11 protein-coding genes are annotated in these 11,524 nt (G+C 75.9%); 3 read left to right on the top strand and 8 right to left on the bottom strand.

The annotated features are described in order from the left end of the window. Positions 1–54: 54 nt before the first annotated feature. From ACZ5GH_RS31240 to ACZ5GH_RS31260, 5 genes are all read right to left on the bottom strand, one after another. Positions 55–939, bottom strand: coding sequence for an SGNH/GDSL hydrolase family protein (locus tag ACZ5GH_RS31240; RefSeq protein WP_387760598.1), 885 nt, complete (start codon positions 937–939; stop codon positions 55–57). Further along, a complete protein-coding gene (locus ACZ5GH_RS31245) occupies positions 914–2,218 on the bottom strand; it encodes a glycosyltransferase (RefSeq protein ID WP_464335952.1) in 1,305 nt (434 codons plus the stop codon). Before ACZ5GH_RS31245 ends, ACZ5GH_RS31240 begins: the two co-directional genes overlap by 26 nt. Further along, positions 2,215–3,432, bottom strand: coding sequence for a glycosyltransferase family 4 protein (locus ACZ5GH_RS31250; protein ID WP_387760600.1), 1,218 nt, complete (start codon positions 3,430–3,432; stop codon positions 2,215–2,217). The genes ACZ5GH_RS31245 and ACZ5GH_RS31250 overlap by 4 nt, the downstream gene beginning before the upstream one ends. A 109-nt stretch (positions 3,433–3,541) precedes the next feature. Continuing rightward, positions 3,542–3,730: a YegP family protein gene (locus tag ACZ5GH_RS31255; protein WP_224283924.1), complete on the bottom strand. Its 189-nt coding sequence runs from the start codon at positions 3,728–3,730 to the stop codon at positions 3,542–3,544. Between the two features lie 120 nt (positions 3,731–3,850). After that, positions 3,851–4,531 carry a TetR/AcrR family transcriptional regulator gene (locus ACZ5GH_RS31260; protein ID WP_387760613.1) on the bottom strand — a complete coding sequence of 227 codons (681 nt, stop codon included), beginning with the start codon at positions 4,529–4,531 and terminating at the stop codon, positions 3,851–3,853. A gap of 77 nt (positions 4,532–4,608) precedes the next feature. Here ACZ5GH_RS31260 and ACZ5GH_RS31265 point away from each other — a divergent pair, with 77 nt between their 5' ends. Beyond that, positions 4,609–5,520, top strand: a complete 912-nt coding sequence (locus tag ACZ5GH_RS31265; RefSeq protein ID WP_464335953.1) for an SDR family NAD(P)-dependent oxidoreductase — start codon at positions 4,609–4,611, stop codon at positions 5,518–5,520. 168 nt (positions 5,521–5,688) lie between these two features. On the opposite strand, the gene ACZ5GH_RS31270 is transcribed toward ACZ5GH_RS31265, so the two are convergent. Continuing rightward, positions 5,689–6,336 carry an HNH endonuclease family protein gene (locus ACZ5GH_RS31270; protein WP_464335954.1) on the bottom strand — a complete coding sequence of 216 codons (648 nt, stop codon included), beginning with the start codon at positions 6,334–6,336 and terminating at the stop codon, positions 5,689–5,691. A gap of 188 nt (positions 6,337–6,524) precedes the next feature. Next, positions 6,525–7,961, bottom strand: a complete 1,437-nt coding sequence (locus tag ACZ5GH_RS31275; RefSeq protein WP_387760603.1) for an amino acid permease — start codon at positions 7,959–7,961, stop codon at positions 6,525–6,527. Between the two features lie 430 nt (positions 7,962–8,391). On the opposite strand from ACZ5GH_RS31275, the gene ACZ5GH_RS31280 reads away from it, so the two are divergent. Next, the gene (locus ACZ5GH_RS31280) at positions 8,392–8,607 is read left to right on the top strand and encodes a hypothetical protein (RefSeq protein WP_387760604.1); all 216 of its coding nucleotides are present in this window, start codon (positions 8,392–8,394) and stop codon (positions 8,605–8,607) included. 45 nt (positions 8,608–8,652) lie between these two features. Here ACZ5GH_RS31280 and ACZ5GH_RS31285 read toward each other — a convergent pair whose 3' ends face one another. Continuing rightward, entirely contained in the window at positions 8,653–9,645 is a 993-nt protein-coding gene (locus tag ACZ5GH_RS31285; RefSeq protein WP_464335955.1) for a deoxyribonuclease IV, read from the bottom strand. A gap of 216 nt (positions 9,646–9,861) precedes the next feature. Between ACZ5GH_RS31285 and ACZ5GH_RS31290 the strand changes: the two genes are divergently transcribed. Beyond that, on the top strand, positions 9,862–11,193 hold the full coding sequence (locus ACZ5GH_RS31290; protein WP_464335956.1) for a cytochrome P450 family protein: 1,332 nt from the start codon (positions 9,862–9,864) through the stop codon (positions 11,191–11,193). The last annotated feature ends 331 nt before the right edge of the window (positions 11,194–11,524 follow it).

The following is an 11,524-nucleotide window of genomic DNA, read 5'->3' on the forward strand; positions in this document are numbered from 1 at the left end:
ATTCCGACGATCGGGGACGGGCAGCACCGACGGACCCGCCGGCCCGCCGCCGCCTCACCCCAGCGAGGCCAGTGCCTGCGCCGCCGCACGCGCCAGCTGCTCGTCGTGCCGGGCGCTCCCGCCGCGCAGCCGGGCGACGCCCTCCGCGGCCGCCAGGGCGAGCAGGCCCGGCAGCAGGTCGGTGCTGCGGGCGGCGAGCCAGCGGGTGCCCCGGGTGGCCATCCACCAGAGGTCGGCGGCCGGGCCCGGCGGGGGTTCGGCGGGAGCCGCGGCCGGGGGCGGGCCGAGGGCATAGCCGGCCTCGGTGAGCAGCTCGTGGAACCGCCGGGCGATCAGGTGGTGGCCCTCGGCGCTGGGGTGCAGGCGGTCCACGCTCAGCAGTCGGCGCTCCGCGAGCCAGGGCAGCTCGGCGATGTGCAGGTGCACCGCCCGGTGGCGTTCGGCGAGCGCGTGCACCACGGTGTTGACCGCCCGCATCCGGCGGGCCAGCGGACGGGCGAGCGGCGCCGGGAGCCGGAGCAGGCTGCCCGGGTCGGGCAGGCAGGCGGTCAGCAACCTGGCGCCGTGGCCGGACAGTTCGCCCATGGTGGCGTCCAGCTCCAGCGTGGTGCGCCGGATGTCGAAGCCCGACCGCAGGGTGTCGTTGCCGCCGACCACGACGGCCGCCAGCCGGGGCCGCAGTGCCAGCGCCGCCGGGAGCTGACAGTGCGTCAGATCAGTGGTGAGCGCCCCGCTGTACGCCAGGTTGGTGAACTCGACGTCCCGCCCGTCGGGCGCCAGTGCGTGGGCCAGGACGGCGGCCCAGCCGCGCCGGCCCTCGCCGACCTGGTCCCCGACCCCCTCCGTCAGCGAGTCCCCGAGCGCGACGAAGCGCAGCAGCTCGCCCGCCGCAGGGCTCTGCTCGGCCGCCCGGTCACGCCCGGCTTCCAGCATGCTCATCCCGACCCCCGTCCACCGCCTCGTCGTCGCGTACGCCGTGCGCCGCCAGGAACGCCGCCACCGCGGCCGGCCAGCCGTACCGCTCGGCCCGCGCCCGGGCGGCGGCCCGCCGCGGCTCCTCCGGCCGGTCCAGCAACCGCCGTACGGCGGAGGCGAATCCGTTGCCCGTGTCGACGGCCGCCACCCCGGCGGGCCCGACCAGCCCGGGCAGCGCGGAGGAGCGGCTGACCGCGACCGGGGTCCCGCAGGCCAGCGCCTCCAGCGCGGCGAGCCCGAAGGTCTCCACCGGTCCGGGCGCGAGCACCACGTCCGCGCAGCCCAGCAGCCGGGCCAGCTCCGCCCGCCCGCCCAGGTGCCCGAGGAAGCGCACCGGCAGGCGCAGCCGGGCGGCCCGGGCCGCCAGCCGCTCCCGCAGCGGGCCGGTTCCGGCCACCACCAGGACGGCGGGTCGCCGGCGGGCCCGCAGGACGGCCAGCGCCTCGATCGCCCGCTCGGGCCGCTTCTCCGCCGAGAGCCGCGAGCAGAGCACCAGCAGGGTCTCCTCCGGGGCGGCGTACCGGGCCCGCTCGGCGGCCCGTTCGGCGGGCCGCAGCCTGCGCATCGCGTTCAGGTCCACCCCCAGCGGGGCCCGGACCAGGTTCGGGGTGCCGATCCGCCGGAACTCCGCCGCCGCCCAGTCGGTGGTGCAGAGCACCGAGTCGTAGGCGCGGGCCGTGGCCGCGTTGAGCCGGTCGGCCGCCGCGGCCGCCAGCGGGCCGGGCAGGCCCCGGGCGCGCAGCACCCCGGTGGCGCTCTCGTGCGAGACCATCACCGAGCGCACCCCGTGCCGCCGCGCCCAGGCACCGGTCCAGCGCAGCGTGGTGCGGTCGGACACCTCCAGCCGGTCGGGGGAGAGCCTGGTCAGCTCCGCGGCCACCGCCCGCCGGTCGGTGAGCAGCCGGTAGCCGCCACTGGCCGGCAGCACCGGGCCGGGCAGCGTGACCACCAGGCCCTGCTCGGTCTCCTCCTCGGAGCGCCGGTCCCCGGGGACGATCAGCACCGGGCGGTGCCCGGCCGCCAGGTACCCGGCGCCCAGGTGGCGCAGCGCGGTGCGCAGGCCGCCGGAGACCGGGGTGACGAAGTTGGCGAGCCGCACGATCGTCAGAGCCCCGTCGCCCGCCGAAGGCCCGCCGCCCGCCGACGCGCCACCGGTCCTCGGAGCCGCGCCGATCGCCGGCGCCCCGCCGCGCGCCGCAGCCGCGCCCACCACCGGCGCCCCACCGTCGGGAACGGAGGTCATGCCGGCAGCTCCTCCGGCAGGGCGGGTGCCACCGGCTCGACCGCCGCCGGGGCGGCCGGCGGCAGCGCCAGCCCGCGGTGCTCCGCCAGCACCTCGGCGTAGTGCCGCAGCAGCTGGTCCCCGACCGCCTCCCAGGTGCGCGCGGTGACCTCGGCCCGCCCGGCCCGCCCGTACCTGGCGCGCCGCGCGGGGTCGGCGGCCAGGTCCGCGACCGCCCTGGCCACCGCCGCGCCGTCGCGGGGCGGCACCAGCAGCCCGGTGCGGTGGTGGGCGACCAGGTCCAGGGGGCCGCCCGCCGCCGGGCCGACCACCGGCACACCGCTGGCCATCGCCTCCTGGATGGTCTGGCAGAAGGTCTCCAGCGGCCCGGTGTGCACGAAGACGTCCAGGGTGGCGAAGCAGCGCGCCAGTTCGTCACCGGTGCGCCGGCCGAGGAACACCGCGCCCGGCATCGAGGCCTTCAGCCCGGGGGCCGAGGGGCCGTCGCCGACGACCACCACCCGGACGCCGGGCAGCGCCGAGGCCGCGGCCAGCAGGTCGACCCGCTTCTCCGGCGCCAGCCGTCCGACGTATCCGACCAGCACCTCCCCGCCCGGGGCGAGCGCCCGGTGCAGCGCCTCGTCCCGGTGCCGGGGGTGGAACCGCACCGAGTCCACCCCGCGCGGCCACAGTTGCACCCGCGGCACCCCGTGCGCGGTCAGGTCCTGGGCGGCGGGGGTGGAGGGCGCCAGGGTACGGGCGGCCGCCCGGTGCACGGCCCGGATCCGCCGCCAGGCGGCGGCCTCCCCGAGTCCCCTCCCGGCGCGGTAGGCGTGCGCGTACCCGGCCAGGTCGGTCTGGTAGACGGCGACGGCGGGCACCCCGAGCCGGGCCGCGACCTGCATCCCGCGCGCGCCGAGCACGAACGGGCTGGCCAGGTGGACGACGTCCGGCCGGTGTCCGGCGATCGCGGCGGCCAGCTGCCGGCTGGGCAGCGCGATCCGCACCTGCGGGTACCCCGGCAGCGGCACCGACGGGATCCGCACCACGGGAATCCCGTCCGCCCCGGCGTTTCCGAAGGTCTCCGGCGGGCACGCGGTGCCCCGCGCCGGTGCGGGGGTGACGACAAGGGGCCGGTGGCCCCGGCGGACCAGATGCTCGGCCGTCCGCAGCACGCTGTGGGCGACTCCGTTGACCTCGGGCGGGAAGGATTCGGTGACGATGACGACGCGCATGCCGGAGTTCTGTCCACGCCCGGCGTGCTCCCGGCCAAAGGGATCTGTCGTACAGGCGAACGCGGGTCGGCGATTCGCACCACCGACCCGCGTCCCGGAACGCGTCCCGTCACACCGATCCGGCGGTCTCCTTGAGCTCCGCGTACGGCGCGAGCTTGCGGATCGACTCGATGCTCTTCAGGCAGTCGTCCTTGCTCTCCTGCGGGTCGCCGGTCACCACGATCGCCCCGTTGCTCGCCTTGAGCCGGAACCGGTGCATGCCGCCCTCGTCCACGTACAGCTCGAATTTCCCAGCCATGCCAGAAACAGCCTTCCGCTCGGTTGACCCCCTGGCCGCACCGTAGGGTCAAATCCCTTGTGCGGCACGTCAGATGATCCATCCGGGTGCACCGGAGCGGGCGTGTCCGGCGTGGCCGGTTCAGGCCTGCGGCCGGCTCCGTCCGGCGGCCAGCCCGGTGAGGGTGGCGGTCAGGATGCGGGCGAGCCGGGGTTCGACCTCGATGACGGCGTGGGCCAGCCGGGGGTCGCCGCGGTAGAGGGCGGCGACCTCGGCGCCCGGGTTCGCGATCTGCCACATGGCCCCGGCCAGTGAGACGGCGGTGGCGATCAGGTCGACGACGTCCTGCTCGTCGAGGGCGGGCAGTCGTTCGCGGACGGCCGCGCTGATCGGTTCGCGGGCGGCGAGCGTGGCGAGTTTGAAGTCGCGCACCGCGTCGAGCGAGACGTTGCGTTCGAGGTTGAGCGGGGCGTGGGCGAGCAGGTCGCAGAACATCCCGCGGGCCGCGAGGGTGGCGGCGAACGCCCGGGCCACGGCGGCCGGGCCCGGCTCCGTGCTCTCCCGCAGCCGTGCGGTGAGGGCGTCCGACCACTCCGCCCAGCCCTCGGCGGTCAGCCGCAGGAAGATCTCCTCGCGGGTCTCGAAGTACCGCAGCAGCGCCGACTTGTGCATCCCCACCGCGGCGGCGATGTCGGTCAGGGTGACGTCCCTGATGCCCCGCTCGGCTCCGAGCGACCGGGCCGCCGCCAGGATCGCGGTCTCGCGCCGGCGCTTGGCCTCGGGCGACCGTGCGCGCTGGAACTCCGATGCGTCTTCCACCAGCCCATGGTAGGGCAACGCCGTTGCCGTAATACCGCAACGGCGTTGCGCTAATAACGCAACGGTGTTTTACTAGCGGCATGGAGCAGAGCATGCAGCAGGACAGCGAACAGACCTGGTTCATCACCGGCAGCTCGCGCGGCTTCGGCCGCGCCCTCGTGCGCGTCGCACTCGAAGCCGGTGACCGGGTGGCCGCGACCGCCCGGAGGCCCGAGCAACTCGCCGACCTCGTCGAGGAGTTCGGCGACCGGATCCGCCCGGTCGCGCTGGACGTCACGGACCCGGCGGCCGCCCGCGCCGCCCTCGCCGAGGCGCGCGCCGCCTTCGGCCGGATCGACGTGCTGGTGAACAACGCCGGCTACGCCAACGTCTCGCCGATCGAGACCACCGAGGACGCCGACTTCCGCGCCCAGTTCGAGACCAACTTCTGGGGCGTCTACCACGTCACCAAGGCCGCGCTCCCGATCCTGCGCGAGCAGAAGGGCGGGCTGGTCGTGCAGTTCTCCTCGATGGGCGGGCGGGTCGGCGGCTCCCCGGGCATCGCCTCGTACCAGGCGGCGAAGTTCGCCATCGACGGGTTCAGCCGGGTGCTGCGCGCCGAGACAGCGCCGTTCGGCGTACGGGTGCTGGTGGTCGAACCCAGCGGCTTCCGTACGGACTGGGCCGGCTCCTCGATGGTCGTCCACGAGGTCCCGGAGGCCTACCGGGAGACGGTCGGCGCCGTGAACCGGCGGCTGCGGCAGGGCGGCGACGGCACGGCGGGCGACCCGGTCCGCGCCGCCGAGATCCTGGTCCGGGTGGCCAAGCGGCGCGACGTTCCGCACCACCTGCCGCTCGGGGTCAACGCCGCCGAGGGCTCGATCGCCATGGACCGGCGGCTCCTGGCGGAGGACACCAGGTGGCGCGAGGTGGCCCGCTCGGCCGACTTCGCGGAGGCCTACCCGGTCGCCTTCCCGGCGGACACGACCGACTGGGCGGAGCCGGCCGCCTGACCGGTCCGATGTGCGCGGCCCGGTGGCCCCGCGGCCCTACAGTCCGGCGTGGGACGACCCGCAGCCCTACGGCCCGGCCCGGTGGCCCCGCGGCCCTGCGCCCGGCCCGGCGTGGACGGCCCCGCGGCCCGGCGCGGGGTGGGCGCCGGGCCGCGGGGCCGGTCGGGTTCAGCAGTTGTCGAGGATGCCGCTGAGCGCGCTCTTCTCGGCGCTGTCCACGTCCAGGCCGTAGTACTGCTTCACCTGCACCCAGGCGCGGGCGTAGGTGCAGCGGTAGGAGGCCTGGGGGAGCCACTCGGCCGGGTCGCGGTCGCCCTTGGACCGGTTGCTGGTGGCCGAGACCAGCAGCAGCTGGGGGCGGGTGACGTCGTTGGCGAAGGCCTGGCGCCTGGCGCTGGTCCAGGACCAGGCGCCGGAGGCCCAGGCCTCGGAGAGCGGCACCAGGTGGTCGACGTCGAAGGAGGAGGCGGTGGTGGTCGTCGCGCCGTCGTACGGCGAGGACCAGCTGCCGCTGGTGGCCTTGCAGGAGGTGTCGGTGACGACGTTGCTGCCGTCCCGCTTGACGATCCACTCGCGGGTGTCACAGGTGCCGCTGATGGTGATCCAGGACGGGAACAGCGTGCGGTCGTAGGTGTCGCCGTGGGTCTCCGCGGTGGCGGGCATCGCGGCGAGGTAGCTGCGGGCGGTGGCCGCGGAGATCGGGGTCGGCAGGGCGGCCTGGGCGGGGGTGCCGGCCGTGAACACGGTCACGGCGGCGAGGGCGGCGGCAGCCGGTATGGAGGACAGGAACCGGCGCGCGGGTGCGGTGGGGGCCATGGCGGACGCTCCATCATCAGATCGGAAGAACTGCTGAATTGCGTGCGCCAGTGTGGCGATCCGGTCACCTACGCGGGTAGATGCGGGAAGTGAAATCCTCGTGCACATCGGACGTGCACCGGACAAGTCCGGCGCGCGTCACGGAGGTTCGGGGTGGTGTGTCCGGTTTCCGGCTGCCGCCGGGGAGTTCAGTCGCGGCGGCGGCCCGCCATCCAGACGTAGACCAGGATGCCCGCGAACAGGAACAGGACGCCCTGGTAGACGGCGGCGTAGCCGGCCCCGGCGAGCAGCCAGAGCGAGAAGGCGAAGGCGCCGAGGCCGAGGACGGCGTCCCGCACCAGCCGTCCGCGGTCGACCTTCTCGCCGGCCCCGCGCACCAGCCAGTACAGCTGGGCGGCGGTGGACAGCAGGTACGGCACGGTGGCGGTGAAGGTGGTGACCAGCACCAGCGTGTCGAAGGCGCCCTTCGCGCCGCTGGCGAAGTTGAGCACGGTCAGCACCGAGGCCAGCGCCACGCTGACCAGCACGCCGAAGGTCGGCACCCCGCGCCGCTCCTTGCCGAAGGAGGCCGGGAACAGGCCGTCCCTGGCGGCCGCGTACGGGGCCTGGGCGGAGAGCAGGGTCCAGCCGTTGAGGGCGCCGGTCATCGAGACCAGCGCGGCGACGGCGATCGCCGTGCCGCCCCAGGTGCCGCCGAACATGGCGTCCACGGCGTCCGAGAACGGCGCGCTGGAGTGGACGAGCTGCTGGTGCGCCACGGTGCCGAACACCGCGATCGTGCCCAGCAGGTAGACCACCGCCGCACCGGTGGTGCCGAGCACGCTGGCCCGGCCGACGTTGCGCTCCGGGTCGCGGACCTTGCCGGCGCTCATCGCGGCCGACTCCACGCCCAGGTAGCTGAACAGCAGGATCGCCGCGGCGGCGGTCATGCCGCCCGCCCAGCCCCGGCCGTCGGCGTCGAAGGGGCCGAGGTTCTCCGGGTCGAAGAAGAACAGGCCGCCCACCGAGACCAGCAGCAGCGGGACGAACTTCAGCACGGTGGAGACGAGTTGGACCACCCCGACGTAGCGGGTGCCGGCCAGGTTGGCCAGCGCCGGCAGCCACTGGATGGCCAGCGCGGCGGTGATCTCCAGGGGAACGGAGTGGTGCAGCGGCAGCAGCACGTCCAGGTACCCGACGGCGGCCACGGCCAGCGCGGCGTTGCTGACCCAGGTGGTGATCCAGTACGACCAGGCGGACAGGAAGCCGGCGAAGTCCCCGAAGGCCTCGCGGGCGTAGACGTACGGTCCGCCGGTGCGCGGGCTGCGGCGGGCCAGCTGTCCGAAGACCAGCGCCAGCGCGATCGCGCCCACGGTGAGCACCGCGAAGGCGGCCAGGCTGACGGTGCCGAACGGGGCGACCGCGGCCGGGATCATGAAGATGCCGCCGCCGATGATGTTGCCCATGACCAGGGCGGTGGCGGTCACCAGCCCGAAGCGGCGGCCGGTCTGCCGCGGTGCCGGGCCGGTCTGCCGAGGCGTCGGGCCGGTCGGCGCCGGGCCGTCCGACGGGGAGCCGGCCGGCCCCGGGGTCTCCGGGCCGCTCGGTCGGGTCGCCTGCCGGGGTGCGGCGGGACTGGTCTGCATGAGGGTGGTGCGCCTTTCGTGGTGCTGCTCCTGTTGCTCCTGCTGCTGCTCGCGCTCGGTGGAGCGCCGTGGAGCGACCGTTCATGCTCGGACTGGGCGGCACCTTGCACCAAATCGACGGGATTTGTTCAGTTCGCCCGGCCCCTCGCCGCAATACTTGCGGTCGCGGAGGGGCTCGACGGGCACTCGTCCGGCACCCCCCGTCGGCTGTTCGACCGGATTCGCAGAGGTACGCCCGGATTCGTCCGGCCGGGGGAGTTGCCTCACCCGAATGCCTCAGCCCGGTTGCGGCGTGCGCCCGAAGCCGCGCGTTCGTGTGCCAACGTTGGCGCGGCGCCTCCCCGGTGGGGCGCCGCCCGGCCCGTCGGGCGGTCGAACCGGCCGGTCGGGGGCGCGGGTGAGGACCAGAGACGAACCAAAAGGACATCAGATGTCGCTTCGTGGGAAGATCCGCAAGCTCGCCGTGATCGTCGCCGTGGCCGGTGCCGTGGTGGCGGTCCCGACCTCGGCCATGGCGGGCGGCTTCGCTCCGACGCAGTCGGAGGGGCAGAGCCTGGAGTCCGGCACGGCGGGCGTCGGCCTGTTCGGCCCGCACGCCACCTGGTTCAACTACGCCGAGCACGGCGAGAGCGACTGCGGCTGCTGATCCCCGCACCCTCCGGGCCCGGAGGCCGTCCGTCGGTCTCCGGGCTCACGCCTGTCCGGCGGCCACCGGCTCCCGGGGCTTCGCCGCCCGGGCCGCGAGGCCCCGGAGCGCAGCCCGGGCCCGCAGCTCCTTCAGCACCGCGATGTCCGTCGCGTGCCCGGTGCCGTCCCCGCCGTGCTTGCGGTCCGGGGTCTCCACCACCAGCGGTACCCCGGCCGTCTCCGGGTGCTCGAACAGCTCGCGGAACGGCTCGGCGCCGATCATCCCGGCGCCGATGTTGGCGTGCCGGTCCTTGCGGGCGCCGACGACGTCCTCGGAGTCGTTGGCGTGGATCAACCGCAGCCGGCCCGGACCGGCCGCGGCGGCCAGGGCGTCCAGTGCGGCCGTCACCCCGCCCGGCTCCGCCAGGTCGTGTCCGGCGGCGAAGGCGTGGCAGGTGTCCAGGCAGACTCCCACCTTCGGGTGGTGGTCCAGCGCCTCCACGTACTCGGCCAGCTCCTCCAGCCGCGAGCAGAGCGAGCTGCCCTGGCCCGCCGTCGGCTCCAGCAGCAGCCAGGGCGCGTCGTCGCCCAGCCGGTCCAGCTCCTCCAGCAGCGGCCGGACGTCCGCCCGGACCTGCGCCATCGCCTCGGCCCGGCGCGAACCGCCGCCGGGCGCGGTGCCGACCGCCGAGCCGGTGTGCAGGACGACGCCGAGCGCGCCGATGGCGTGGCCGCGGCGCAGCGAGTGCCGCAGCGAGTCGGCCGAGTGCTCCCGGGTGGCCGGGTTGTCCGAGCCGAAGTTGATCAGGTACGGGGCGTGCACCCAGGCCGGGATGCGCCGTTCGGCGCAGGCGGTGCGGAACGCCTCGTCCTGGGCCGGGTTGCCCGGGGGAGTGGCCCAGCCGCGCGGGTTGGCCACGAACACCTGCACCGTCTCCGCGCCGACCCGGTCCGCGTACGCCAGGCCGGTGCCGGCCAGTCCGCGACCGGCCACCGGGACGTGGGCGCCGATCGGGTTGCGGCGGGCGGCGGCGGGCGGTACGGGGACGGTGCTCATGGCCCCGAGCATGCCACGCGACCGGCCCCCGGCGTCGGGCGGGCCGGTCCGGGAGCCCCGGAGGCCCCCGGGGCCCGATGCCCGACGTGCCACGTCGGGACGAAACGTACCGCCGTGCTCGATCGAGTGAATCCGGCCCGGAAACCGGGGACCGCGCTCCGCCCCTCCGTCACGATCCGTGACCAGATGGACTCCGCGACTCCTGAGGAGGCAGCCGTGACCACCGCCGAACCGGCCGAGACCGTCGACCTGCGTGCCGACCACCTGATCCGCGACCCCTTCACCGCCTTCGCCGACCTGCGCGAGCGCGCCCCGCTCGCCCGCGCCGGCATCCCCGGCGTGGAGCCGTTCTGGATCGCCGTCCGGTACCAGGACGTCCGCACCGTGCTGTCCGACCCGCGCTTCGTCAACGACGTGAACGCCGTCGCCGGCCCCACCGCCGCGGAGAGCCCCGCCCTCGCCGACCGCACCGCCCCCGCTTCCGCCCCCGCGCACCGCACCGAGCAGGTCTGGCGCGCCCGCGGCATGCCGCCCGAGTGCGCGAAGTACCTGCGCGCCGGGGTCTTCGGCGCGGACGGCGCCCGGCACCGCCGGATGCGCGGGCTGGTCCACCCCGCCTTCACGACCGGCGCCGTGGAACGGCTGCGGCCCCGGATCGAACGGCTCGCCGAGGAGTACGCCCGGGCGCTGCCCGAGCACGCCGGCCCGGACGGCGTGGTCGACCTGGTCGCGCACTTCGCCTACCCGCTGCCCGTCACGGTGATCTGCGAACTGCTCGGCATCCCCGAGTCCGACCGCCCGCGGTGGCGCCGCTGGAGCTCCTACCTCGGCCGGGGCGCCGGGCCCGGGCTGGACGAGGCGCTGCGCGCCATGGTGGCCGCCGCCCGGGAACTGGTCGAGCGCCGCCGGGCCGAACCGGCCGACGACCTGCTCTCCCGGCTGGCCGCGGCGGAGGGCGACACCATCGACCCGGTGGAGAGCATCTCGCTGATCCTCAACCTGATCGTGGCCGGCCACGAGACCACCGCCACCCTGATCGGCAACGGAACGGCCGCGCTGCTCGCCCACCCCGAGCAGCTGGCGATGGTCCGGGCCGACCGGGGCCTGCTGCCCGCCGCCGTCGACGAGCTGATGCGCTGGTGCGGCCCGACCATCGGCGGGGTGCCGCGGTACGCGACGGAGGACCTCGTCCTGGCCGGCACGCTGGTCCGCAAGGGCGAGGCGGTGATGCCGATCCTCGCCGGCGCCAACCACGACCCGCGGGCGTACGCCGATCCCGAGCGCCTGGACGTCTGCCGGGCGAGCGCGCCGGACCGCGCCGGGCACCACGAGGCGCACCTGGGCTTCGGCCACGGCACCCACCGCTGCCTGGGTGCGGTGCTGGCGCACCAGGAGGCGGTGGTCGCCTTCGACACCCTGCTGCGGACGTACCCGGGGCTGGCCCTCGCGGTCGGCCCGGAAGCCGTCGAGCGCGGCCCGAACCCGGCCGCCTGGCACCTCGCCGCGCTGCCCGTCCGCCTCGGGCCGCAGGCCCGGGCCGCGGCCTGACCCCGGGCCGCCGAGCCCGACCGCTCGACGGACCCGACGCACCCGTCACACCCGTCACGCCCGACGCATCCGCCACCACCCGACGCGCCCGACCGCCCTCCGCAGCCGGGCGCGTCGCCGTACCCGCCGGGGACCGACGCCCCGCCCCACCCGTCGCTCCGCCCCACCCGTCACCCTCCCCCCGCTCGCCGGCCACACCCGACCGCCCACGACCGCGCGCCACGCCGGGCCGTCCCACCTCCGGCCGACACCCCGTCAGCCCCGCAGCCCAGCCCTGGTGGCGGGCCCACCTGGCCGCCCATACCGTCGACACGGCCGCACCCACCGGCCG

This window comes from Kitasatospora sp. Xyl93 (genome assembly GCF_055383135.1).